Raw genomic sequence first — 24657 nt, 5'->3', positions numbered from 1 at the left:
CCATCGTTCGAACGACCGGCACGCGTCACTGACCGTGCCGGTCTTCGTTTGCGGATATGTTTGTGCCTGTGAGTTTTGATCCCGGCGCGCACCGCACACAGCGGTCGTACCTCACCCGATACCGCAACGCCCTCTGGCTTCTCACGAAGCGGGATCTCCGCGTGCGTTACTCGACGAGCGCTCTCGGCTACGTGTGGTCCATCCTCGACCCGCTGGTCATGGCGTTCATTTACTACTTCGTTTTTGTGGTGGTATTCGGCCGGGGTGGATCGGTGGGTGAAGACCCGTACATCGTCTTCCTCCTTGCCGGGCTCCTCCCCTGGATGTGGTTCAACGGCGCCGTCTCAGACAGCACCCGGGCCTTCATCCGTGAGGCGAAACTCGTGCGCTCCACGTCGATTCCCCGCACCATCTGGGTAAACCGGCTCGTGCTGTCCAAAGGGATCGAGTACGTCGCCGCTCTTCCCGTCCTCGCGGCGTTCGCGTTCTTCACGGGGGCCGCACTCAGCTGGGACGTACTCTTGTTCCCGCTCGCGATTCTGATCCAGGCCACCCTCACCGTGGGCGTCTGCCTGATCGTCGCCCCACTGGTCGTGTTCTTCAGGGATCTGGAGCGGGCCGTAAAGCTCGTCCTCCGCTTCCTTTTCTACGCATCGCCAATTGTCTACGGCTTCGGAGACCTCCCGGCCGAACTGCAGCCGTTCGCCGCGTTCAACCCGCTCGGAGGCATCTTCTCGTTGTATCGCTCCGCGTTCTTCCCCCAGCAACTCGACTGGTACCCGGTGGTTGTCTCCGCAATTATGAGCGTCCTCTTCCTGTTCGTCGGGCTGTGGGTATTCAAGCGCTCCGAACGCACTGTCCTGAAGGAGCTGTGATGCCGGGAGAAGCCCCAGTCATCAGCGTCGTCGACGCCGGCATCCGATTCCGCCGCAATCGCGGTGGTCGCCGTAATTTCAAGGATCTGTTCTCAGGTAACACGCGACGATCGCGCCCGGGCGAATTCTGGGCGTTCCGCAATGTGAGCTTCGACGTCATGCCGGGCGAGGCGATCGGCGTGGTCGGCCGGAACGGCCAGGGCAAATCCACACTGCTGAAGCTCGTCGCCGGAGTCGTCCTCCCCGACGAGGGCCAGGTCAGGGTGTCGGGCGGCGTCGCTCCTCTCATCGAGATCACGGGAGGCTTCGTCAACGACCTCACTGTTCGCGACAACGTCTTTCTCACCGCCGGTCTGCACGGTATGACCAAGCGTGAGATCGAAGCGCGATTCGACGACATCATCGAGTTTGCCGAGATCAGCGACTTCATCGACACCCCCTACAAACACCTGTCGAGCGGGATGAAGGTTCGGATCGCATTCAGCGTCATCTCCATGCTCGAAGAACCGATCATTCTGGTCGACGAGGTCCTGGCTGTCGGTGACCGCGGGTTCAGGGAGAAGTGTTACCGGCGCATTGAAGAACTGCTCGCCGGTGGGCGCACGCTCTTCTTCGTGTCCCACAACGAGAAGGATCTGCGGCGCTTCTGCACCCGCGGCCTTTACCTCGACAAGGGCAAGCTGATTCTCGACGGCCCGATCAACGAGGTCCTCGACAGGTATAACGCCCAGTACCACAGCTGACGAGCCCGTCGTCAAGCCCGACACTCTCCCAGCGTACGAACCTAAGCTTGAAGTCCTGCGCCACGCGTCATTTGGGGGTTCCATGAGTACACAGTCTGAACGGGTCCGGATCGTCGACGACGCTTTCACCGCACCGACACCGATGGATCCCGCCAGGGGGCCGCTCTGGCTGCGCGGCATCGACAAGACCCTGTCAGTACAACGGCCCGTGGTCGTTGCGCACGTTCGTGCTGTCCGCCGCCAGTACCCTGGAGCCACTCCGGAGCAACTCATCCGCGTTCTCGAAAAGCGGTACCTGGCGGCCATCACATCCGGGGGCGCGGCCGTCGGCGCCACGGCAATGGTGCCAGGATTCGGCACCGGAATCACGATCGCGCTCTCCGGCGCTGAAACCGTCGGGTTCCTCGAAACCACAGCCCTCTTCGCCCAGTCGATCGCCGAGGTGCACGGAATCGCCCTGGACGACCCGGTGCGCTCCCGCGCGCTGGTGATGACGCTCATGCTCGGAAAGTCGGGCACCGACCTCGTCAAGCAGTTCACCGGGCAGGCGCTGAGAGGTGGGCCGCCGCGCACGAAGTACTGGGGTCAGCTGGTCGCCTCGAACGTTCCACAGGCCGTTATGGGCCCCGTCGCAGACGAATTGAAACGACGCTTCCTGAAGCACTTCGCACGGAATCAGGGTTCTTCGCTGGTCGGCAAGGCGATGCCGTTCGGGATTGGTGCGGCCATCGGCGGCATCGGAAACCACCTCGCGGGCAAACAGGTGGTTGAGGCGTCGAGAAGCGCTTTCGGCCCTGCCCCGCTTGTGCTGCCGCTCGAGCTCGAAGCCAGGCAAGGGCCAGGACGTGTGTCAACAACGGTTCGAGCGCTGCGCGAGCGGATGCCGACGCGGTCGCGTCAGCCGAAGGCCAGCCGCTCGGCCGAACGGCCCGACTGACCGTCGCTTGCCTCAGCCCTCGTCGTCGTCCTCGCCCGTTCCCTCCGCTGGGACCTCGCTCTGTTCCGCCCTGGTCGCGGATACCGGAGCCGGAGGCGCGGAAATCTGCTGCTCTTCGTCCGATGCATGAAGGGCGGCGAAGTAGTCCCACCGCTCCATAAGGGTCTGCACTGCCGCGTGGAAGCGGGCGGTCGCTGCCCCCGGGGTTGTATCTCCAAAGTACCTCTCGACCCACTCCGCGAGCCGACCGACGGCATCCGGATCATGGAGCAGCCTGTCGGTGTGCTGGACAATGTTCGGGGCTTCACCGGCGTCCAGCCACTCGCACGCTGAGAGATAGCCGCCGAGGTCGATCTTCGCTTCCGGGTCGACCGGCCGTGTGATCATGAGCGGCTTGCCACTGGCCAGCCTGTCGTACACCATTGCCGAGATGTCGACGATTGCAACATCGGCCGACGCCAGCTGCCAGCCGAGCTCGGAACCCGTGTCGTGTACGTGCCCGGCCGTCGGGTCAGAGGCGTTCGCCGCGGCGAGCATACCGATGATCTCGCGGTTGGCGGCAGCGTATGAATGCTCGACGACACCGCTTCGCGGGTGCGGTCGGTAGATGACACGGTGCTTGCCCGTCGCCAGGAGCGCGCGGACCAGAGCGACGCCGTGGCTGGCGATCGACCCGTAGGCGGCCGACCGGCGGTCGCCTTCCCAGGTCGGCGCGTAGAGCACCACTGTGCGTTCGTCGGGGGTGTACGGGAGCTCGCCGGAGTAGTGATCGGCCTGTGGGCGCCCGATCTTGATTGCGCGCTTGTCGAAGTCGTAATCCCAGAGCACTTTCTCGAGGCGGGCAAGCGCGGCATCACCGGCGACAAAGCTGTAGTCATACGCCTTGAACTGGTTCGTGGTCATGTACATCTTGTCGCTCTCACCGTGGTTGATGAAAACGTGCCAGCGCTGTCCGTAACGGAACATCTGGAAGTTCTTGGCGTTCTGGTTGACGTAGAACACGATGCGGATGTCCTGTTCCGCGAGCGTCTGCTCGAGGGAGGCGACCGTCCGGACGTACGCGACGGGCAGCGGCGACTCCTCGAAGAGCTTCGTGGCCGCTGTTGCTCCCCGGCTCAGCACGACGACCGGCCAGGTGCGGGCCAGTTCCTCCAGCGGTTTGTACCACTGGCGGATCTGGTACATGTTCACCTCGCCGTCGGCGAAATAGACGGCAATCTTGTACCTGCCCGGCTGAAGCGGAGGCAGCTTCGCGAGGCGTTGCGACAGTTCACCCCTGGCACGTCTGTTGGCCAGAAGGTTCCTGCCCATCTTGACGGCTTTGCGCGCGTCGCCGAGTACACCCATGCCTTCAAGGGTACCCAACTAGATGACAGGCGGCCGTCCAGCGCGGGTCATCCGCACAACCGTGCGCCACCGCAAAGGGCGCCGCTCACCCGGGTACGCGCGCCAGCCCTCACGCCAGCCGCCAAACCACGCTTTCAACGCAGCGGGCTTCTTCCACCAGCGCAGTAACTGGATCCCGGTCCAGGTCGCGACGTAGACCGGAACGAGCACGAGCGGCAGATTACGCCGCGCCAGCCACACCCTGTTGCGTGCGTTCAGCCGGTAGTACTCGGTGTGACGCGTTGGCTCGACCACCGGGTGATTCGCCTCGAGGTCGCCGGCATACCACGCACGTTTTCCCTGGTCCCACACCCGCCACGCCAGCTCGATGCCCTCATGAGCGTAAAAGAACTCGTCGGCCCAGCCGCCAGCGGCATCGAAGACCGGCCGACGCAGGAATACGGCGGCTTCAAGGCAGGAGAAGATATTGCTCGGATGCCGCGGGTCACCTTTGCGAATGCGCGGAATCCACCGTCGGGGCGACGGGATGCCGGTGGGGTCGTCGAGCCGCGGCTGCACCAGCCCGATGTCGGGCTGCTGTTTCACGAGGTCGATGCACGCGGCAAGGAAACCGGCATCCGGAATCGACGCGTCGTCGTCGAGGAAGAAGATGTAGTCGCCGCCGACCGCGGCAGCACCCCGGTTGCGGCCGGCGGGAATGCCGAGGTTCTCGGTGAGGCCGAGGCCGCGCACACCGTCGGGCAGCCCGATCGGCTGCCAGCCGTTCCCGACGACGACGATGTCGAGATCGACACCCAGCTGCGCCTCGACGCTGCGGATGCCACGGGCCAGGTCATCGGGACGCGTCCCCTGGGTGAGGATCACGACACCGACGGTCGGCTGGTTCGCTGCGTCAGGCACGGACACGCTTTGACGACATGATCGCGACGAAGTGCCCGAACAGTGTGACGAGACCCACACCGAGCAGAATCACCAGCACCCAGCGCATGGCGACGACCTCACCGACGAACAGTCCGACGACGGCGGCCGCGAAGATCACCATTGTGAGTTCGACCGAGTGGAAGATCCGGTGGAACGGCAGGAACTTCGCAATCTTGCGGGCAACCGCGAGCGCTCCCCCGCTCGGAGCTGATTCACTTTCGCTGTACGTGAGCTTTGCCGCACCGTAGTTCGCCCGGGCGACCCTGACCATGTCGTTGAGGGCCTTGTTGAGCACGATGACGAGCGCGAGGAGGGCTCCGAGCGTCGTGTACAGGTAATCCGCGGGAGCGTCGAACGGGTATCCAGCGGCGCGGATGGCCAGGGCCAGCGGAATGAGTGACTCGGTTGAATAGTGACCGACGGCGTCGAGAAATGCACCTGCAGGAGAAGACGTGCGACGCCACCGGGCGACTTCACCATCGCTGCAGTCCACGAGCATCTGCAGCTGGCCGAGGACCAGCCCGAGAAGCGCACCCCAGATCCCGGGGATGAGCAGGGCACCCGCGACACTCCACCCGGTGAGAATCATGAGGCCGGTGACCCCGTTCGCAGAAATCCGCGTCCTGAGCAGCAGCCAGGTCAGGTAAGGCGAGATATCGCGCAGGTAGAGCGATGCCGTCCAGTGCTCCGCGTTGCGCCGCCCCCGCACCTCGGGCGGCTGGGCGACGTCCCGCAGTTCCGAAATCGAGCGTGGTTTGAGGGGGCGTTCAGCCGACGCTTCCGACACTCGAACCTCCGGTTCTTTCGTTCTTCAACGCTGAGATGTTGCTCGCCAGCGAGAGGAAGCCGAGCACGAAGCCGACTCCCCAGCAGAAATGAATACAGGGCAACACTACGAGAAACCACAGCTGCGTTCTCACGCCGTCGCGTCTGGCCACCGTAACCGTCGCGCCAATGACGAGGAGAAGATAGAGGGCGGGGATCGCCCAGCCCAGCGTGAGAATGGCGGGACCGCCCATCGCCACCTGCACCAGTCCGATGATTCCCAGCACGACGCCGATGCCCACGCCAAGAACCATGACGGGCGGCGCGAAGTAGCGGAGGGTGTTCTTGCTCGGGAACCGCCTCGTGAGTTCGCCACGCCACATGCCCGTCGAGAAGAATTGCCGGGCCAGTGCCGATAGTCGCGGCCGGGGCCGATAGGTGACCCTGAGTTCGGGAGTGAACCAGACCACGCCCCCCGCTTGCCGCAGGCGGCGATTGAGTTCCCAGTCCTGGCCGCGCTTGATACGTTCGTCGAACATGCCCACCCGTTCCAGCGGCTCCCGACGGAATACGCCGAGGTACACCGTGTCGGCTGGCCCTTCGGCTCCGCCGACATGATGGGGCGTCCCGCCCAGTCCGACCTTGCTGCCGTACGCGCGCGCCACAGCACGCTCGAACGGGGTCGTCCCTTGGGCGTCCATGATGCCGCCAACGTTGTCGGCCCCGGTGCGCGCAATCGCCTCTACAGCGAGTCGGGCATAATCCGGAGGAAGCACCGAGTGGGCGTCCACCCTGACGACCACGGGGTACGTAGTCGCGCGGATGGCGATGTTCAGTCCGGCGGGAGTCGAGCCGGCGGGGTTCGGAATTACACGGATCCGGGGATCTGCGCGGGAAAGCTCATCGACAAGCTCGTTGGTGCCGTCGATACTCGGGCCGACAGCAATGGCAATCTCAAACGGCCCCTGGTAGTCCTGCTGGAGCAGACTGGTAACCGCTGCCGTGACGTGGGTGACATCGTTGAGAACCGGCATGACGTATGAAACACCGACGAGTTCGGCGGTTCCGCCAACTGATGAGTTCTCAGTCATGGTCTCCACTCGCTGAATTGGTCGGCTTGAGCCTACCAGTGAGGATTTGGGGGTCTCCTGCGAGACACACGCGCGGTGACAGCGCGACGCCCGCAGAGCAAGCGCCCGTGAGCAGAAGCTCACGGGCGCCTGGTCCGTTGTCGGCTGGGTGATTCGTTCTCGGCCTAGAGGACCAGTTGCCCGAGCGTGACCGTTGCCGTCCTTGTGTCGCCGTTGCGCACATACGTGACCTCGGCTTCGTCGCCGGCTGCGAGCGCCCGGACCTGTGCGGTCAGGTCCGTAGCCCCCGTGATCGGATACCCGTTGAAGTTGGTCACAATGTCTCCCGACGCGAGGCCTGCCTCTTCGGCGGCGCCACCGGGAGTCACTTCGTTGATCAATGCGCCGACGACCGGGCTGCCTTCGGCACTGGCCGCATCTCCGACGGTGGCACCGAGAAGCCCGTGAGTCGCTTCACCGTCTTCGATGATCTCCTCCGCGACGCGCTTCGCGACGTTCGATGGGATGGCGAACCCGACACCGATGCTGCCGCCCTGGCTCGAATCGGAGCCTGCGGTTGCGATGGCGACATTGACACCGATGAGCTTCGCCTCAGCATCCACGAGCGCACCACCGGAGTTACCGGGGTTGATCGCGGCATCCGTCTGGATGACCGAAAGGGAGATAACCGCCTGCTCGCTGGGGGCCGACTCTGGGGTCTGGCCCGGGATGTCGAAGCCCCACACGTCGTACGGGTCCTGTTCGGTGTCGTCCCCGTTGGAACCCTCTTCAGGAACAGCGGACGAGGCAACGGTAATGCTTCGGTTCAGGGCGCTGATGATCCCGTCGGTGACGGAGCCAGCGAGACCGAGCGGCGCGCCAATTGCAACAGCAAGGTCACCCACGTTGAGCTTGTTCGAGTCGGCGAATTCGATCGGAGTCAGCCCGGACACGTCCTCGAGCTGAATGACAGCGAGGTCGTACGCGGGATCCGTGCCGACCACCGTTGCGTCGTAGAGCTTGCCGTCGTTGCTGGTCACCTGGATCGCCGGGTCGCTGAGCTGCCCATCGAGAGTGACGACGTGGTTGTTGGTCAGAACGTAACCGTCCTCGCTCAGGATGATTCCTGAGCCGCTCCCCGCACTCTGGCTGCCCTCGACAGAAAGCGTGACAACGCTCGGGGACGCCTTGGCCGCGATGGCTGACACGAGCGAGACATCCGACGTGTCATTGATGGTGATGTTCTCTGACCCCGTGGCGTTCGGACTGACCGTGCCCGACTGGTTGGACATGATCAGGGCTGACGTACCCGCACCGGCAGCGCCGCCAACGAGCGCTCCAACCGCGAGACCGGCGACCAGGAGCCCCACGTTCGACCGACGCTTTTCGCGAGGAGCAGGCGGTTGCGGGTGCGACCCCGGCGCGTATCCGTTCGGGCCGTAAGCGGCGCTCGCGGGATCGGCGTGTGTCGGGTACGCGTTGCCAGCGAAGTGCGACGTGCCGTCATAACCGTTTCCGGCTGAAGAGCCCGGGTACTGGTTGCCGGTGGGGCGCTGTGCCCCCGTTGGCGCCGTGGCATTCTGGGGCGAGGTGCGGTCGTGGCCCGGGTATTGCGTGGGCGATGCACCGAAATCGTGAGCGGCGGCCGCGGTGGGAGAACCCTCAGGCGGCGTTGCCCGGTCAGGGTTCTGCCCGATCGATCCGCCGTCGGTCGATCCCTGCCCGGCTGCCGGCTGTGGCAGGCGCGGGGCGGGGGGCGTGCCCTCGTGCGCCCGGCTAGCGGCATCGGGGTTCTGCGCAGAGGGACGCTGCTGGTCTCCGTCTGGACTCGAGTCCTGAGAGTGGTCGGTCATGGTGGCGCTCCTTCCAAAGCACAATCAGCATCCCGGTCGGAGCTGTGCGTTTCATTCACGCTGCCTGTGAGCGGGCCATGGGTGGGCTGGGACATCAAAAGCCCGCGAAGAACTGCCACGGAGCGGGACCTCACATACCCAGAGACTACCTACTCTGCCCTAATCGGGCCCGGGACCTTCGTCCTGTCGAGGGTCCGACCTGTCGAGGGCCCGACGGGTCCGGATGTCCTCGCAGTCGTCAGCAGCCGGGGCCAGCGGGGTTCCTGTTGCACTCTTTGTCCACGAGGACGGTCTTGGCATCGCCCGCGAGCGCCGCGATGGTGACCGCAGGCGATGACAGCGTGCCATCAATCCCTATCCACGACGATCCCGCCGCCCGGTACTCCACGGCAAACGCCACCGTGACCGTGACGGCGTAAACGCCGGTGTCAGCAAAGACGTGACTCGTGGCCGTCGGCGAAAACTCCGGCAGTCCGAGCTCGGCCCACGTCGAACCGGGCACACTTGTTCGCGAACGAGAACCGTCTCCCCACGACCAGGAATAACTCACTGGTGTGAACCGAACCTCAATCGGAACGTCGAAGAGCACACCCGGTTGGATGTGGCGATTCGTATCGGCGATGAAATTGGCGGGAAGGCCGATCAGGAGCCAGCCGTCAGGCTCCATCGTGAGTGCAGGAGCTGCGGGACGGAACCGAGCGAGGTCGCTGATGGTCACGACGTCGGGGAGACACAGCTCGCCCGAGACACACTGCACGTTGCGGTCGATCCCTCCCGGGCCGTCGGATCCATCCGCGTTACCGTTGTCATCCGCGCGGCCATCGGTATCATCGCCGCCACCGTTTCCGCCGCCACCTCCCCCACCGCCGTTGCCCTGGTCGCCCCGGATGATGGCTTCGCCATTCTCCAGGCTGCCGCCGGTGCAGAGGTCAAGATCTTGAGCAACCTCTGAACACGATCCCGCAACCACCGAACTCGGCGCAATATGCGGGACAGAAGCGCCGAGAAGTAGGAGGATTGCCACCCCCACAGACTTTGCTAACACGACTCTTCCCCCGCTCCCGGGTCGCTCTCAGCCACTAGCCAACTCGTCTGGTCCTCCGGATGGGAGCGGAACGTCACCGTTAAGGGGTACCGATCGCGCCGTGTAGAGGGGGTGACGTCTGCGCCGCTGCCATCAACAATGCGGACCGACGTGACGTCTTTGCACAACGTTGCGACGAGGTCGAACGGTGGTGCTGCCAGATGCGAATCCACAATGGCGATTGAGTCAAAGCTGGAGGTACCGACGGTCCGCCACCCGCGGTCGACTAACGTTCTGTCGTCACGAATCGCCGACCAGTATTCCTCCGTTACCAACGGTTCCAGCGCTGCGGTATCCACACCCCCGGCTGCGTACACACCGTCGAGCGCCGCCGAGTATTTCGCGTAAGTGTCAGTCGCAGCGGCGAGCGCCTCTTCCTCACTCGCGAAGATGGCGGTCGGAGTGGGGGTGGGCTGCGGTGCTGGCTGGGCACAGGCAACGAGGGGCACCGCCGCACTCACAACCACGACACCGGCAGCGACCGCGCGCACGAGCATCGGCATCCGGTGTCGCCCGCCGCGTTCCATGCAGTCACGGTAGAGCAAATCGACCTGATCCTGTGGGAGTTATCCACAGGCTCTGGTCTCCGGCCGGATAGCCTAGGAAGGCGAGTGACAACGAATGTCGACTCGCGAAAGGATACGGATGACTGTGCACGGCTCCTGGCAGCGGACAGCGGAAGGCGCCGGACTGCTCCGGCCAGACGGCTCGATTGCCGCGACCATCTTCGCTGAAATGAGCGCGCTCGCTTCCTCAACGGGCGCCATCAATCTGGGGCAGGGATTCCCGGATGAGGACGGTCCGCGTGAGGTCCTCGATGCAGCACACCGCGCGATCAGCGACGGAATGAACCAGTACCCGCCCGGCCGCGGCACATCCGAGCTCCGCGCGGCGATCTCTGAGCATCAGCAGCGTTTCTACGGCATCCCCTCCGACCCTGACACCGACGTTCTCGTCACCGCGGGCGCCACCGAGGCACTGGCAGCAACGATCCTCGCCCTCACCGATGCCGGCGACGAAGTTCTCACGTTCGAGCCCTTCTATGACGCGTACGGCGGCCTCATCGCGCTCGGGCGCGCAAGGCACACCACGGTGCAGTTGCGCTGGCCTGACTTTCAGCCAGACCATGAGGAATTGCGCCGGGCGGTCACCGACCGGACGCGGATCATCCTCATCAACAACCCCCACAACCCAACCGGCTCAGTGCTCTCCCGCGAGACGCTCGAGCTTCTCGTGGAGCTCGCGCACCAGCACGACGCGATACTGGTCACCGACGAGGTCTACGAACACCTCACCTTCGGCGTCGAGCACGTGCCCGTCGCCAGCCTGCCCGGGGCGTGGGACCGGACGATCACGATTTCCTCCGGCGGTAAGACCTTCAATACAACCGGGTGGAAAATCGGCTGGGCGGTCGGGCCAGCGGCCCTCATCACCGCGATTACGACCGTCAAGCAGTTCCTCACCTATGTGAACGGCGCGCCGTTCCAACCGGCCATAGCGGCGGGACTCCGGCTGGGCGATGACTACTTCGCCGCGGTCGCCGACGGCCTCCGATACAAACGCGACCTCCTGGCATCCGGTCTCGACGCGGCCGGATTCGCACTGTCGAAGCCCGACGGCTCGTACTTCATCGTCGCGGATGCCGCCGAGCTGGGATTCGAGGATGCAACGGAATTCTGTCGCCGCCTCCCTGACCTCGCCGGTGTTGTCGCTGTTCCACTCGCGGCGTTCGTGAGCGCGGAGCACCTCGCCGACTATGCGTCGCTCGTGAGATTCGCCTTTTGCAAGAAGGTCGACGTGCTCGAACGGGCCGCAGCCCAACTGGCTCGACTCGGCCGTTGACCGTCGGTTCCACTCAGGTGCGAGGGACGACGCGGAACCGCCGCAATTCAAGAGCGGGATTGGACTCCCGGACGTCGGCGACACGGGTCGCCGACGCGAAAGCCACGGCAACATCGGTCTCCACGCCGATGCCAGCGACCTGAATGCCGGCGGGATCCACGATCATGCTGTTGCCGACCCCGATGGGGGGCGTGTGGTCTGCACCAGCGACGTACACGGTATTCTCGATCGCTCTCGCGGTAATGAGTGTCTTCCAGTGGTGTTCTTTAAGCGGTCCGCGTACCCACTCAGCGGGAACCAGCACGACGTCTGCCCCGGCGTCAACAATGCGCCGGGTCACTTCGGGAAATCGGATGTCATAACAGGTTTGGATTCCCGTCCGGAGACCGCCGACAGTGAACGTCTCGGGATCCGACAGATCACCGGCGACAACGTAGTCGCTCTCGGTCTGCCCAAAAGCGTCGTAGAGGTGTTGTTTGCGGTAACTGGCGACGAGTTCGGACTGCGGGGAGACCGCGATAACCGTGTTGGAGAATCGGCTGGCGTCACCCGTGCGCTCCACCATGCCCGCGACCAGGTGAATTCCGAGGTCCTGCGCGACCCCGGCCAGCGTCTCGACGAACACCCCGTCGAGGGGCTCCGCCCGCGCGACAAGCTCGGGGCCCAGGGGGTTGATGAAAGCACTGGAATACTCCGGGAACACGACGACGTCGGCCCCGCGCTCCGCGGCGCGCTCGGCGAGCACCCGGATGTCCAGGAGATTTGCGTCCACATCAGCACCGGGGCTGAACTGGGCAACGGCAATACCTATCGGAGCGTGCTCGGTCATGCGCCCAGCATAGACATCGAGAACCGATTCGTCCCGGATGCGGACAATGCCTGCCCTGTCGTGCAGAATGATCCCATGGGATACCTCGTCTACGGCGATGGCACGGAATATGAAATCGATGACCGCGCCCTTGCTCACCTCAAAATCGTTATCGGCTCAAAGCTCCGCCGCCAGGAGGGCTTCTTTGTCAGCTGGGAGCACCGTCCCGAAGACGGATCCGGCCGCGTTTCGGTTTGGGTCTCCCCCGCTATCCCTCTCCAGTTCAGGTTCGTAGGCAGCAAGCCTCCTCAGCTCAACCGTCATTGGCTCGAGGTCCTCGCTGATTCATCCTTCGGCCCACGCGGCTTGCACCTCGTGAGCGAGGCAGAGGCAGACAAGATGCCGCCGGTGCGCGCAAACGGCAGTTGAGCCGAGCTGGACGCCTGATTCAGTTTTCCTGAGTCCAGCCTTCGTTCGTCGCACGATTCGTTGCGCAATTCGCCGATCCCGTACACGTTCTTGCTGCTTTTCGTGTCGAATACGTTTTATTTGCTAATTATTCACGTTATAAACCTGTTATAAATCTGGCATTTAAGATGCAATGCCCAGTAATTTAGCGTAACCTTGGGATGTCCACCGGCCTCTTCAGCGCCAAAGGATTCCACGCGAGGCGCCTCACATCGTCTCCTCGTCTGGATAAACCCGATCTACGTTGAATGACGACGCAATCACCCGTAATTGTTCCTGAGGCCCGGAGAAAAACACTTTGGCGAATACTGCTGCCCCCCAGCCTTCGAACGTCCAGTCGACCCCTCGAGGCACCGAGCAGCAGTCCCCTCCCGTCACCGCAGGTGAGCAGCTCCCCAGCCGTCGCAGCCTCAGGATGCAGGCAGCGCTTCAGGCAGAAGCAACGCTCCTTGCCGAGCAAGCCGTCGCCACCTCGCTCGCGCACGCCGAAGAGGCGCCCCTTCTTCGCCGCCGCCGCAACCGCACGGCTATGCCGACCATCGACCGCGCCGAAGCGTCCACCACGGCCGAGTCCACTACGATCTTCCCACCCGCCGTTGCACCTGATGCCGAAGCGCAGCCCGTCGAAATCGACGAAATCGTTCTGCCGACGCCGGCCTGGGCGGATTCGGCAGAAACCGTAACCGCTGGCGCAGCGACCAGCCAGGAGGCACAGGCGGAACAGCGCATCGAGCCTCCCGTGCTGGCCAACGACACCTCGGCCTTCCTCGCCGCAGCTTTCATCGCACCACCAACGTCCGCGCACGCGCCCCGTGCCACCGCACGTCGGTTGTCCGCTGATGCAGCCATCAACTCAACTGTCGCGGCCGCGTCAGTCGCGCGCGACACAGAAAGCCTGCTTCCCGCCGAACGGAAGAGCCGCTGGAGCTCGTTGCGCTCGACGAGCATCGTGGCCCTCGCGATTCCGGGTCTTCTCGCCACGGTTGCTCTTCCCGCATACGCGTTCGCCCCCTCCGACGGTGCCGTTGCTGACGCCAACGAGCAGATCATGAGCAGCGCGGTGAAGGGCCAGTCCCTCACGGTGAGCGGCGACGTCACCCTCGCAGAACTCGAGCGTGACGGGTACTCCGCTACGAGCGAAGAAGAACTCGACGCCGCCTACGCGTCAAGCACGTACATCTTCGATAACGCGACGGCGCTTGCCGCGTACCTCGCTCCTTCTGCGAGCGGCTGGTGGCGTCCGCTTCCCGGAGTGATCACGTCGAAGTACGGCCCGCGCGGCCTCATTTGCAACAGCGTCGGATGCTCCAACTCCTTCCACGAAGGAATGGACTTCGCCGGCGCCTGCGGAACACCGATCAAAGCGACCGCCGCCGGTCGCGTGACTTTCGTCGGCAATGCCGGTGCCTACGGCAACCGCGTCATCATCGATCACGGCGACGGTACCGAAACCATCTACGGTCACCTGTTGAGCGGTTCCTACTCCGTCGCGGTCGGTGACACGGTTGCCGGTGGTGACGTCATCGCTGAGGTTGGAGCGACGGGCGTTGTCAGCGGATGCCACCTTGACCTCAAGGTGAACGTCGACGGTGAGCACACGAACCCGGCTCCGTTCCTCCGCGAAAAGGGCGTCGTCGTCTAAGCACACCGCTGAGGCGCGTCGCTGAGGCGTGCCCTTCGGGTACAAAGCTTCAGCACGCCATTCAGGTACGCCGTCTGGCGCACCGTCAGGCATGCCATCGCGGTACGCCACTTTCGCCGTGGCACCCTGTCTGTCTCTCCCCCCACTCAACGGGACGCAGGACAGACCGGCCACCGATGCCGAATCGTGGGGATGCCCGGTTCGCCCGGATGCCGCTGTCCAGACATACGGGCCGCCCAGCGGGCCGTATGCCCGGTTCAGCCGGATGCCGCTGTCCAGGCATGCGAGTCCGACCGACGACGGGCGGACCCCGTCCTTCAGTGCCGCACCAGGACCCTGAAAACGGACCGGACCACCCGGAGGCGGTGCGGCGATCCCTGTCGGCCTCAGGGCATTCCTCGCGCCGAGGCGCTGCGCAGGTTTTCCGCTGGCACTCCCCCGCGTGACCCCGCACCCCCTGCCTGCCTGACCGACACACGCACCCGCGGCGCCCACAGCGAGCCACGCCGGCGTACAGCGCCAAAGCGACAAACAGCTTCACGCAACAAGCGACGTCAGCCCAACACGGCGTCCTGACAACACAGCGTCCTGACAGCACAGAGGGGAAAGCAAAAGGCCCGGAATCTCTCGATTCCGGGCCTTTATTGTTGCGGGGGCAGGATTTGAACCTACGACCTCTGGGTTATGAGCCCAGCGAGCTACCGAACTGCTCCACCCCGCGGCACAAGAATCAACCTTAGCATGGGATCGGCCGCCCCCTGACCGAGGGCCGGAGCCACCGTTTCGGATCCGCGTGAAGGCACCGCAGAAGGCAAAGCAAAAGGCCCGGAATCTTTCGATTCCGGGCCTTTATTGTTGCGGGGGCAGGATTTGAACCTACGACCTCTGGGTTATGAGCCCAGCGAGCTACCGAACTGCTCCACCCCGCGGCACAAGAAATTACTCTATCACGGGTCTTCCTGCCGCGCGAATCGAGCGCCGCAGGGACGGGAGCTGTCGTCTCTCGTTAACTAAAGGTGGGGTGATGACCGCTATCGGTCATCACCCCACACGTCAGGCCTCGCTAGCCGATCAGCGTGATCGCCCGTGCCAGAGCCTCAGAGAGCCGCTTGTCGGCTTCGCCGTACGCGGTCCAGTCTCCGGCCTGGAGAGCGGCGTCGCGCTCCGCCATTGCGGTCCTGGCCTCTTCGAGTGCTGCCTTGATTTCGGCGTCGGTTGCGGGGTCACCGGTCTCGGTTCCACCGGTACCGCCGTCACCCGCGTCAGTGTCAGGACTCGCCTCGCCACCGGCATCCGGTTCAGGAACGATCGGGTCGTCGGTCGGAGGCGTATTCGTGTCACCGGCGGTTGCACCGGAGTCACCACCGAACAGCGAGTCGAGCGCCTCATCGAGAGTGTTCTCGAACGCGATCTGATCACCGAAGGCAACGAGGACCTTCTGGAGCAGCGGGTAGCTTGTTTCACCGGTCGACTGCACATAGACCGGCTGCACGTAGAGCAGGCCACCTCCGACAGGAAGGGTCAGCAGGTTACCGTTGAGGACCTTCGACTGTCCCTGCTTGAGCAGGTTGATGAGCGAGGAGACCTCGGGATCGGTATTGAACGCGTTCTGCACCTGACCCGGACCCGGCACTGTCACTTCCTTCGGAAGCGTCAGCAGCCTCATCTTGCCGTAGTCGTCGCCGATCGTTCCGTCGTCGGCTCCAGCGTCAGCGTCCACAGCCAGGTAGCCGGTCAGGACGCTCGACGCGCTGTCACCGGTTCCTCGCGGAACGAAGGTGGAGTAGAGCGAAAAGGTCGGAGCTTCCTGACCCGGCATCTGCAGGGTCAGGTAGTACGGCGGCTGGAGAAGGTTCTCCGCGGCCTCCGACTGCGGGTCGACGGGAGTCGACCATGCGTCGGTCTTGGAGTAGAACTTGCCCGCGTCGGTCACGTGGTACTGGCCGAGGATGGACCGCTGGACCTTGAACAGGTCGGCCGGGTAACGCACGTGACTCATCAGGTCGCCGCTCATCTCGGAGATCGGCTGGAGTGACGACGGGTAGATCTTCTGCCAGGTCTTGAGGATCGGGTCCTCGGTGTCCCAGGCGTAGAGAGTGACCGAGCCGTCATACGCGTCGACTGTTGCCTTGACGGAGTTCCGGATGTAGTTGATGTTGTCGAGCGCGAACCGCTGGTCGTTGTTCTCGCTGTCAGCGATCGCCGTCGACAGTCCCACCGTCCGTGAGTACGGGTAAGCATCAGACGTGGTGTAACCGTCCACGATCCAGACCACCCGACCGTCCACGACGCTCGGGTACGGGTCGGAGTCGAGCGTCAGGTACGGAGCGACCTTCTGCACACGCGTCGACGGGTCACGGTCGTACATGATCTGCGACTCGTTGGTGACGGCATCCGACAGGAAGATCTGCTCAGACTGGAACTTGAGCGCGTAGACCAGCTTGTTGAGCACACTGTCGAGCTTCGGCCCACCGTCACCGTCGAAGGTGTTGTAGGTTTCCGAGTTTCCCTCTTCACCTGACGGGTAGTCGAGCTCAATGGGGGTCGCGTCCTTGGGCCCGCCGACGATCGAGTACTCGGGAGAGGCCTCGCCGAAGTAGATCCGCGGCTCGAAGTCGCCGAGCGCCCCTGTGGTCGGGATACCCGACTCGAGGAAGACCGGCTGACCGTCGACGGAACGCTGGTTTCCGTACGCGGCGACGAGACCGTAACCGTGGGTGTACACGAGCGTGTTGTTGACCCAGTTGTCTTCGGCGTCCTGCCTCAGTTCACGAAGCGCGATGACCGTGTCCTGGCTCTCGCCATTGATGGAGTAGCGGTCGACGTCGAGGTCTTCGGAGAACGCGTAGTAGTTCTTGAATCGCTCGAGCTGCGAAATCGACGGGCTGACGAGCGCGGGGTCGATGATACGAATGGATGCCGTTGTCTCGGCATCCGCGCGGAGCGCACCGGCCGTCGTGTCGGTCTTCGCGTTGAAGGGGATCTCCTCGACGTCCTTGACGTCGTAGGCCTCACGAGTGAGGTCGATGTTGCGCTGAATATACGGCTGCTCGAGGCTCTTGGCGTTCGGGTCGACCTGGAAGCGCTGCACCACCCACGGGTATGCGGTTCCGACGAGAAGTCCGGCAACGAGCAGGAGCGCCGTTCCGACGATCGGAAGACGCCAGCGGCCGATGAAGGCCGTGACAAAGAAGAAGAGGGCGACCAGCGCGGCAATCCCGGCGAGGATCACGCGGCCGGGGATCGTCGCGTTGTCGTCGGTGTAGTTCGCGCCCGTGATGAGGTCACCGGTCTGGTTGAGCGTCGCGTACTGGTCGAGCCAGATGGAGACGGCCTGCAGGGCGAGGTACAGCCCGGCGAGAACCGCGATCTGGATTCGGGCGGCCTTCGAGATGCGCAACTCGCGACCCGTCGCGTGGATCGAACCGTAGAGGTAGCAGACGGCGACGGTGAGGAGGGTCGCGATGAGGATGACGGCCGATGCAAATCCGACGAGGCCGCGGTAGAACGGAAGCTCGAACATGTAGAACGACACGTCGAGGCCGAACTGCGGATCAACGGTTCCTGCCGGTGTGCGGTTGAACCAGATCCACACGGTCTCCCAGCGGGTCGCCGCCGAGAAGCCTGCGAAGAGGCCGAGCAGCGCGGGGATGCCGTAGGTCGCGGCGCGGCGAAGCGGCTCGACGAGCTCCTGGTATCGGTCGAGCTGGCTCGAGAGCTTCGCGTAGACGGGGCGGAGCCGGTAGGCGAGCTGGATCGCGACGTAGACGGGCACTGCCATGCCCAGGAAGCCGACGACGAACATGATCGCGGAGGCGAACCACTGAGTGGTGAGCACGTTGGTGAAGCCAACCTGCTGGAACCACAGGAAATCAGAGTAAAGACCCGCGAAGATGAAGAACGCCACCACGAGGGCGCCGACTACAGCCGCCGTGATCGCCAGCGGTGCTCGTGTCTTATTCGGTGCTGTGGAATTTGCGGATGTAGCGGAAGTCAATTTTGGCCTCTGTCAATACTCGGACGGACTTTCATTCTATTGGGGAGATCAGCCGCTCTGACCCCGCGGGCCAGCGGTCACCGCTCACTCACAGGTAGCGAGCATCTCAAGTCCAGATTCGTCGGCGATCGCCTCAAGAACGGTGACGGCGTCGTCGAGGGTCGCGACGCTGAAGACGCTCAGTCCGTCGGGCACATGCCCGACGACCTCGTTGCAGTTGGCCTCAGGAGCGAGGAAGTATTCAGCCCCCGCGTCTTTCGCCCCGAACAGTTTCTGGCGGATGCCTCCGATGGCGCCGACAGCACCCTGGGCGTCGATGGTCCCGGTGCCAGCGACATCCGCACCTCCATTGAGCTCACCCTCGGTGAGCTTGTCCACGATTCCCAGCGCGAACATCATGCCGGCGCTCGGGCCGCCGACGTTATCGAGTTGGATTGTCACGTCGATCGGGAAGTCGTAGACCATTTTGGTTGCGATTCCGATGACGCCGGTTTCTGTGCCGTCGGCCGCAGTTGCCGGCGTCGGTGTGATCGAGATCGTCATCGGGACCCCGGCACGCACGATGTCGAACGTCGCGGCCTGCTCTGTGCCGTTGTCGGCGATGGCCTCCCGGAGCGAGGCGAGGTCGGTCACCGGCACCCCGTTGACGCCCATGATCTCGTCCTCCACCTTGAGTGCACCCTCGGCCGGGGCACCGTCAGCGATCTGGCCGACGGTGAGCTGTGCGGGAAACTCGTATCCGAGCTCGGTGAGCGCAGCGGCAACAGCGTCCTGCTGCGAATCGACCATCAGCGCTGCGTTCTGCGCGTCGCGCTCCTCGGTGGTTTCGCCGACGGGGAAGACCGACTCGAGGGGAACAACTGTCTTGCTCGGGTTGAACCACGCGAGGGTGATTTCGAACCAGTTCGGTCGTTGCTCAGGATTGCCGACCGCCTGAACGGTGAGCATATCGAGAGCTCCGCTCGTCTCGAAGGTCTCCGCGCCATCGACCGTGATCATCGGCACTTTCTTGTCGTCGATCTCCACGGTGCCAAGTGTGTTGAATACCGGGCCGGGCTGCTGAATGACATACGAGCTCGGCCAGAGCGCGAGCGCGAGCAGGATCACGAATGACAGCCCGAGTGCCAGCCAGCCCCGCTGCGACCGTTTCTGGGCGCGTTCCTGGCGTTCGAGTTCGATTTCGGTCGCCTGGTATTGCTCGTCCGGTTCAGGCGTCGAGGGGAGATAGAGGGTCACTGCGGCCTTTCGTGCTGTTCGCGGCGGGCGGACACCGGCAAGCCGAAGCCACGCGAAACTCAGAGGTTCACGCACTAGCGTAGATCGAGCAACCGCACGATGTCTGAAAGGTGGCCTCAGTGCCCGACGTACCTGACAACAATCCCGAAGACGAATTCCGCGACATGCTGCGGGATTTCCTGTCGGGAAAGGGCGGAGTCGACCCGAGCCAACTCGCCGGAGCTGCCGGTCTGCCCGCCGATCCAGCGAGCATCCAGGCGATGCTCGCCCAGTTGCAGAACGCCATGCGCGGCGCGTCCGATGGTGGCATCAACTGGCAGGTGGCGACAGACCAGGCGGTGCAGATCGCCACGGCGAGCGCCGTGCCCACCTCACCTGAGCAGAGGGCACAGCTCGACCAGGCCTTCCACATCGCAGCGCTGTGGCTCGATGACGTCACCCAGATCACCGAACTCACCAACGTCCCAGGGCTCATGACGCGCGGAGAATGGGTTCGGGCAACGATGCCGGTTTGGACCCAGCTCGCCGAGCCTGTCGCAACCAGCATCTCCGACGCGCTGACCCGGGTTCTCAGCGAACAGGCGCCGGAGGAAATGCAGGGAATGGTCCAGGGCGCGAGCAGCCTGCTTCGAAGCATCGGTGGAGCGCTCTTCGCCATGCAACTGGGCCAGGTCGTCGGCCAGCTCTCGACCGAGGTTGTGTCTGGCGGAGACATCGGCATCCCTCTCCTCGACGACAACCAGGCGGCGCTGCTCCCCCAGAGCGTCTCAGCGTTCGGTGAGGGCCTCGACATCCCCGACGACCAGGTGCAGATCTACCTGGCCGTCCGCGAACTCGCGCACGCTCGCCTGTTCCGGCACGCGCGGTGGCTGCGCCTGCACCTCATCACCTCAATCACGGAGTTCGCTCGCGGCATCCGGATCGACACTGACCGGCTCGAGGGCCTCGCAGACAGCTTCGACCCCGCCAACCCCGAGGAACTCAGGCAGGCGATGGTCGACGGTTCGCTCATCCCGCCGAAGACCGAGGCCCAGCTGGTCACCCTCGCCAGGCTCGAGACGATCCTCGCGCTCGTGGAGGGCTGGGTCGACGTCGTCACCGGCGCTGCCACAGCCCGCCTCCCCAAGTCCGATGCCGTCGCGGAAACCGTCAAGCGCCGCCGAGCGACGGGCGGTCCGGCGGAATCCGCCTTCTCAACCCTCGTCGGCCTCGAATTGAGGCCACGCCGGCTGCGGGAGGCTGCCGCGATGTGGCAGAAAATCACGGATGCCGTCGGCAACGAACAGCGCGATTCGCTCTGGTCTCACCCCGACCTCATCCCCTCCGCGGAAGACATCGACGACCCGACGGCGCTCATCCAGCGACTCGAGGCCAGCGCGCGTGGCGATGCGCCCGAGCCCGACGAGTTCGACACGGCGCTCCAGGACCTCCTGCGGGGCGAGGAAGACGGCTCCGGCACTGCGGACGGCGAGACCCCGCCGCACGTTTGACCCGACGCGCTCTCGCGCACCCGGCCAGCACTGTGGATAACTCTCCGGCGTAATCACCGGCTCCGGCATGATGGCGTGCATGGTGCTCAGACTCGACCCGCGATATCCGCTGGTCTGGCGCGACCAGCTGTCACTCCAGATCGGTGCAGAGACTCCCGTCGTGACGCTGGAGCACGTCAGCGGACCGACCGAACGGCTGATCGGCGCCCTGATGGCCGGTATCAGCCGCTCGGAGCTTGACAGGCTGGCCGTCCGGCTCGGCATCGAGGAGAGCGAGGTATTCAGCCTGGTCAGCCAGATTGGCCCAGCGCTCGTGCCCGAATCCGTCCCACCGACTGAAGCGAGCTGGATTGTGGAAGGCGCTGGACCGACCGCCGAGCGGATTGCGTCCCTTCTGACGGCGACAGGGATTCCCGGGCTGGGTTCCGGGGACTCGCAAAGCCCGGGTCTCGCCATCATCATCGCCCATCACGTCATCGACCCCCGCCGGTATGTCCGGTGGTTGAGCCGCGACATCCCCCACCTGGCCGTCGTCTACACCGACACCGGGGTGCGCGTCGGCCCACTCGTGGAACCGGGAACCGGTCCGTGCCTGCACTGTCTCGCCAGGGACACAGCCGAGCGAGATCCGGCCTGGCCGGCCATCGCCTCGCAACTGCTCGGGCAGGCAACGACGTCCGAACGCGAACCACTCATCAGCGTGGTTGCCGGGCTCGCCGCTCGAGTCACCGAGTCACGACTGAACGGCCGCGTGAACGACCTCGCGTCAGCGACGCTCAGCTTCGACGCGCGCTCGCAGTCGGGGCGCCGCGCCTGGCACCGGCAACACCCGCATTGCGGATGCCGATCTCTGTCAGGAATCGGGACCGCTCACGTGGCTGCGAGCCACGACCGGGCTGTTCTCCCCACGACAGAAAGAGCCGCGAGCGGGCTCGGGTAATCCCCACGTAAAGCAGTCGGCGTTCCTCGTCGATCTGCTCGAACGTCTTCGCGTAACTGATCGGAACGAGGCCCTCGCTGAGGCCGGGAAGGTAAACGACATCCCATTCCAGCCCCTTGGCGGAGTGCAGGGTGGCGAGCGTCACCGCTGAGACCGTCGGTTCGTGCTGACCGGCCTGCCGCTCAAGCAGTTCATCGGTGAATTCGCGGAATGTGGTTCCCGGCGGCATCGTGTCGACGAGTCCCATGATCGCGTTGAGCGACTCCCACTTGTCACGGACGGCCCCGGCGGTCTCCGGGGCTTTCTGGGTCCAGCCGAGGGAGCGCAGCACATCCGACACCGACTTGAACAGCGGTTCGCCCGTGACCGAGACCGACGCTCCACGCAGGGTCAGGATCGCCTGGCGCACCTCGGGCAGGTCGAAGAAGCGTTTGCTCCCCCGCAGCAGGTACGGCACCCCGACATCGCCGAGCGCTGTTTCGATCGCGGCGGACTGCACGTTGATCCGATAGAGGATGGCGATGTTCTCAGGTTTCACGCCGGACGCGATCTGCTGGAGCACCGACTGCGCGATCGCGCGTGCTTCCGCGTGGTCGTGCGGGTACGCCGTCACCTCTGGCGCGGGCTGGGCCTCGCCGGATCGGTCGGCCTGCAGGGTGAGCGCTCCGGTCCTCCCCCGCATCAGCCGGTTCGCGGTATCGACGATCTGCGGGGTCGACCGGTAGTTGTGTTCGAGGCGCACGACAGTGGCATCCGCGTGCCGTGCGGGGAAGTCAAGGAGGTAATCGCTCTTTGCCCCCGCGAACGAGTAGATGGTCTGGCTCGCGTCGCCGACGACACACACATCGTTGCGGTTGCCGATCCAGAGGTCGAGCAGTTGTTGCTGGAGCGGTGACACGTCCTGGTACTCGTCGACAACGAAAAACCGATACTGCTCGTGCACCTGCATGGCGACGGCCGGTTCGGTTTCGATCATCCCGGCGCAGGCGAGCAGGACGTCCTCGAAGTCGAGTTGTTTGCGTTCATCCTTGAGGTCCTCATACGCCTGCTGCATGTCTGCAACCTGCTCAACGGTGAGCGCCTGCGGGCTCGGTCGGCCGGCGGCGGCGTACTGCTCGATGCTCAAACCGGACACCTTGCGCCACTCGACCTCCGCGGCAATGTCGCGCAGGGTGGCCGTGTCGAGCTTGAGCCGGAGACGCTCAGCAGCGTGACCGAGCATGCGCCCCTTGCTGTTGATGAGGGCCGGCATCGTCCCCCCGACCGTGTGCGGCCAGAAGTAGTTGAGCTGGCTGAGCGCCGCAGCGTGGAAGGTACGCGCGTGCACCGAACCGGCGCCGAGGTTGCGAAGCCTCCCCCGGAGTTCGGCCGCGGCACGGTTGGTGAAGGTCAGTGCCATCACCCGGTTCGCCGCGTATGTTCCCGTCGCGACGCCGTAGGCGATTCGGTGCGTGATGGCCCGTGTCTTTCCCGTCCCGGCACCGGCCAGGATGCAGACGGGTCCCCTGAGGGCCTCCGCCGCGACTCGCTGGTCATCGTCGAGTCCTGCGAGTAATGCCGCTGGTTCGGTAACGGATGCCGTCATCGCGAGTTCTCCGTGTCGTGCGCAGTCGTACTCTTCGCCGCCTCGTCGAGGCTCGGCCCGCCGTCGGCGGTAAGCCAGTGCTCGATGAGTGCGCGGGCAATGGAGGTGGAGCCGGGAAGCAGCAGAGTTCCGGCTTCGGCGCGGAGCTCGGCGCGACTCAACCAGCGCAGGTCGACGATCTCGAGCCCGTCTGGTTCGATTTCAGCCGGGTTCTGCCCCGGCGCGACGCGGGCAGAAAACCCGAGCATGATCGAGCGTGGGAACGGCCAGGCCTGCGAGCCGAGGTACCGCGGGCTGTCGACACGAACGCCTGCCTCCTCGAAAATCTCCCGGACGACGGCCTGTTCAAGCGACTCGCCCGCTTCGACGAACCCCGCGAGCAACGAGTATCGCCCCTCCGGCCAGAGAATGTTCGAGCCAAGCAGGAGCCGGTCATCGTCGTCGAGGACGAGGACGATGACGGCGGGGTCTGTGCGGGGGAAGATCTGGTTGTTGCACGACACGCAGCGGCGGGCCCACCCGGCGCTTTCAGGATCGGTCGCCGACCCGCAGCGGGGGCAGAACGATGAGCTGAGGTGCCAGTTCGACAGTGCGGCTGCCTCGGTCACCAGGCTCGAGTACGGCTCGCCGACCAGCGGGGCGGCCGTGCGGAACGTCACCCACTTCTCCTCGTCCGGTTCGATCTCACGTGCAACGTCGTCGGTGGCGATGACCAGCACCACCCGCGTACCGGCTGACACCGAGGGCGAATCGGCGATGGTCCTGCCGAGATAGACGAGCGTCGACTCTCCGGTCACGATGTCGGCGGGAGAGAGCCGCACGGCATCACCGTCGAGAACCAGGCGGCCACGCCACAGAACGAGCGTTCGTGTTGCCGGGTCTGCCGCGAGGTCTGTGAAGATCTCTGCCAGCTCTCGCGCGTCAGCGTCGCGGTCGACAGCGCTTGGCGCAAGGGGCAGGTTAGCTAGCGCGCCAGGAATCAACGACATACACTCCGGTTCAGAAGGGCGTGGCGTGTGGCTGCCAGCCCGTTTAGCGACCTAACCTAGATGCC

At 64.6% G+C, this 24657-nt stretch carries 19 protein-coding genes and 2 tRNA genes; 7 read left to right on the top strand and 14 right to left on the bottom strand.

Translation table 11 applies throughout. The features are described 5' to 3' along the window. The first annotated feature begins 56 nt into the window (after positions 1-56). From AC1C2N_RS15520 to AC1C2N_RS15510, 3 genes are all read left to right on the top strand, one after another. Positions 57-875 (top strand): ABC transporter permease, encoded by an 819-nt coding sequence (locus AC1C2N_RS15520; RefSeq protein WP_495434480.1) that lies wholly within the window; start codon positions 57-59, stop codon positions 873-875. Further along, positions 875-1618 (top strand): ABC transporter ATP-binding protein, encoded by a 744-nt coding sequence (locus AC1C2N_RS15515; RefSeq protein ID WP_483404542.1) that lies wholly within the window; start codon positions 875-877, stop codon positions 1616-1618. The genes AC1C2N_RS15520 and AC1C2N_RS15515 overlap by 1 nt, the downstream gene beginning before the upstream one ends. Positions 1619-1700: 82 nt before the next feature. Further along, positions 1701-2555 carry a hypothetical protein gene (locus AC1C2N_RS15510; RefSeq protein ID WP_495434479.1) on the top strand — a complete coding sequence of 285 codons (855 nt, stop codon included), beginning with the start codon at positions 1701-1703 and terminating at the stop codon, positions 2553-2555. 12 nt (positions 2556-2567) lie between these two features. Here the strand turns inward: AC1C2N_RS15510 and AC1C2N_RS15505 are convergent, their stop codons facing one another. The 7 genes from AC1C2N_RS15505 to AC1C2N_RS15475 all read right to left on the bottom strand — a co-directional run bounded on the left by AC1C2N_RS15505 (position 2568) and on the right by AC1C2N_RS15475 (position 10122). Next, positions 2568-3902, bottom strand: a complete 1335-nt coding sequence (locus tag AC1C2N_RS15505; protein ID WP_495434478.1) for a CDP-glycerol glycerophosphotransferase family protein — start codon at positions 3900-3902, stop codon at positions 2568-2570. 18 nt (positions 3903-3920) lie between these two features. Then, positions 3921-4802 (bottom strand): glycosyltransferase family 2 protein, encoded by an 882-nt coding sequence (locus AC1C2N_RS15500; protein WP_495434477.1) that lies wholly within the window; start codon positions 4800-4802, stop codon positions 3921-3923. Further along, entirely contained in the window at positions 4795-5610 is an 816-nt protein-coding gene (locus AC1C2N_RS15495; RefSeq protein ID WP_495434476.1) for a CDP-alcohol phosphatidyltransferase family protein, read from the bottom strand. Before AC1C2N_RS15495 ends, AC1C2N_RS15500 begins: the two co-directional genes overlap by 8 nt. Next, positions 5591-6679 (bottom strand): glycosyltransferase family 2 protein, encoded by a 1089-nt coding sequence (locus AC1C2N_RS15490; RefSeq protein ID WP_495434475.1) that lies wholly within the window; start codon positions 6677-6679, stop codon positions 5591-5593. Before AC1C2N_RS15490 ends, AC1C2N_RS15495 begins: the two co-directional genes overlap by 20 nt. Positions 6680-6843: 164 nt before the next feature. Beyond that, on the bottom strand, positions 6844-8511 hold the full coding sequence (locus AC1C2N_RS15485) for a S1C family serine protease (RefSeq protein WP_495434474.1): 1668 nt from the start codon (positions 8509-8511) through the stop codon (positions 6844-6846). A gap of 238 nt (positions 8512-8749) precedes the next feature. Next, positions 8750-9535, bottom strand: a complete 786-nt coding sequence (locus AC1C2N_RS15480; protein WP_495434473.1) for a PKD domain-containing protein — start codon at positions 9533-9535, stop codon at positions 8750-8752. Between the two features lie 14 nt (positions 9536-9549). Further along, positions 9550-10122 carry a hypothetical protein gene (locus AC1C2N_RS15475; RefSeq protein ID WP_495434472.1) on the bottom strand — a complete coding sequence of 191 codons (573 nt, stop codon included), beginning with the start codon at positions 10120-10122 and terminating at the stop codon, positions 9550-9552. Between the two features lie 118 nt (positions 10123-10240). Between AC1C2N_RS15475 and AC1C2N_RS15470 the strand changes: the two genes are divergently transcribed. Beyond that, entirely contained in the window at positions 10241-11437 is a 1197-nt protein-coding gene (locus tag AC1C2N_RS15470; RefSeq protein WP_495434471.1) for an aminotransferase class I/II-fold pyridoxal phosphate-dependent enzyme, read from the top strand. Between the two features lie 13 nt (positions 11438-11450). Here the strand turns inward: AC1C2N_RS15470 and AC1C2N_RS15465 are convergent, their stop codons facing one another. Next, on the bottom strand, positions 11451-12266 hold the full coding sequence (locus AC1C2N_RS15465) for a carbon-nitrogen hydrolase family protein (protein ID WP_495434470.1): 816 nt from the start codon (positions 12264-12266) through the stop codon (positions 11451-11453). 75 nt (positions 12267-12341) lie between these two features. Here AC1C2N_RS15465 and AC1C2N_RS15460 point away from each other — a divergent pair, with 75 nt between their 5' ends. Together AC1C2N_RS15460 and AC1C2N_RS15455 are read left to right on the top strand one after the other, a co-directional pair. Beyond that, positions 12342-12674 carry a DUF7882 family protein gene (locus tag AC1C2N_RS15460; protein WP_483404553.1) on the top strand — a complete coding sequence of 111 codons (333 nt, stop codon included), beginning with the start codon at positions 12342-12344 and terminating at the stop codon, positions 12672-12674. 337 nt (positions 12675-13011) lie between these two features. Next, complete coding sequence (locus tag AC1C2N_RS15455; RefSeq protein WP_495434469.1) at positions 13012-14355, top strand: M23 family metallopeptidase; 1344 nt, start codon at positions 13012-13014, stop codon at positions 14353-14355. 647 nt (positions 14356-15002) lie between these two features. Here the strand turns inward: AC1C2N_RS15455 and AC1C2N_RS15450 are convergent. The 4 genes from AC1C2N_RS15450 to AC1C2N_RS15435 form a co-directional block, all read right to left on the bottom strand. Further along, positions 15003-15076, bottom strand: a tRNA-Met gene (locus AC1C2N_RS15450). Positions 15077-15210: 134 nt separating this feature from the next. Continuing rightward, positions 15211-15284 (bottom strand) — tRNA-Met (locus AC1C2N_RS15445). A gap of 134 nt (positions 15285-15418) precedes the next feature. Further along, a complete protein-coding gene (locus AC1C2N_RS15440; protein ID WP_483404555.1) occupies positions 15419-18352 on the bottom strand; it encodes a UPF0182 family membrane protein in 2934 nt (977 codons plus the stop codon). Between the two features lie 84 nt (positions 18353-18436). Continuing rightward, positions 18437-19531: a YlbL family protein gene (locus AC1C2N_RS15435; protein ID WP_495434493.1), complete on the bottom strand. Its 1095-nt coding sequence runs from the start codon at positions 19529-19531 to the stop codon at positions 18437-18439. Positions 19532-19707: 176 nt separating this feature from the next. Between AC1C2N_RS15435 and AC1C2N_RS15430 the strand changes: the two genes are divergently transcribed. Further along, positions 19708-21078 carry a zinc-dependent metalloprotease gene (locus AC1C2N_RS15430; protein WP_483404556.1) on the top strand — a complete coding sequence of 457 codons (1371 nt, stop codon included), beginning with the start codon at positions 19708-19710 and terminating at the stop codon, positions 21076-21078. Positions 21079-21854: 776 nt separating this feature from the next. Here the strand turns inward: AC1C2N_RS15430 and AC1C2N_RS15425 are convergent. Continuing rightward, positions 21855-23603 carry an ATP-dependent helicase gene (locus AC1C2N_RS15425; RefSeq protein ID WP_483404557.1) on the bottom strand — a complete coding sequence of 583 codons (1749 nt, stop codon included), beginning with the start codon at positions 23601-23603 and terminating at the stop codon, positions 21855-21857. Continuing rightward, entirely contained in the window at positions 23600-24592 is a 993-nt protein-coding gene (gene nudC, locus AC1C2N_RS15420; RefSeq protein ID WP_495434468.1) for an NAD(+) diphosphatase, read from the bottom strand. The genes AC1C2N_RS15425 and nudC overlap by 4 nt, the downstream gene beginning before the upstream one ends. Positions 24593-24657 lie beyond the last annotated feature (65 nt).

It is taken from the genome of Mycetocola sp. Y791 (genome assembly GCF_059445325.1).
This window is presented reverse-complemented; position numbering and strand designations above follow the sequence as displayed.

Bases quoted from the DNA above. Each gene is read 5' to 3' on its own strand.
- AC1C2N_RS15520 (WP_495434480.1), top strand. From the start codon at position 57: ATGTTTGTGCCTGTGAGTTTTGATCCCGGCGCGCACCGCACACAGCGG.
- AC1C2N_RS15515 (WP_483404542.1), top strand. From the start codon at position 875: ATGCCGGGAGAAGCCCCAGTCATCAGCGTCGTCGACGCCGGCATCCGA.
- AC1C2N_RS15510 (WP_495434479.1), top strand. From the start codon at position 1,701: ATGAGTACACAGTCTGAACGGGTCCGGATCGTCGACGACGCTTTCACC.
- AC1C2N_RS15505 (WP_495434478.1), bottom strand. From the start codon at position 3,902: ATGGGTGTACTCGGCGACGCGCGCAAAGCCGTCAAGATGGGCAGGAAC.
- AC1C2N_RS15490 (WP_495434475.1), bottom strand. From the start codon at position 6,679: ATGACTGAGAACTCATCAGTTGGCGGAACCGCCGAACTCGTCGGTGTT.
- AC1C2N_RS15485 (WP_495434474.1), bottom strand. From the start codon at position 8,511: ATGACCGACCACTCTCAGGACTCGAGTCCAGACGGAGACCAGCAGCGT.
- AC1C2N_RS15475 (WP_495434472.1), bottom strand. From the start codon at position 10,122: ATGGAACGCGGCGGGCGACACCGGATGCCGATGCTCGTGCGCGCGGTC.
- AC1C2N_RS15470 (WP_495434471.1), top strand. From the start codon at position 10,241: ATGACTGTGCACGGCTCCTGGCAGCGGACAGCGGAAGGCGCCGGACTG.
- AC1C2N_RS15465 (WP_495434470.1), bottom strand. From the start codon at position 12,266: ATGACCGAGCACGCTCCGATAGGTATTGCCGTTGCCCAGTTCAGCCCC.
- AC1C2N_RS15460 (WP_483404553.1), top strand. From the start codon at position 12,342: ATGGGATACCTCGTCTACGGCGATGGCACGGAATATGAAATCGATGAC.
- AC1C2N_RS15425 (WP_483404557.1), bottom strand. From the start codon at position 23,603: ATGACGGCATCCGTTACCGAACCAGCGGCATTACTCGCAGGACTCGAC.
- nudC (WP_495434468.1), bottom strand. From the start codon at position 24,592: ATGTCGTTGATTCCTGGCGCGCTAGCTAACCTGCCCCTTGCGCCAAGC.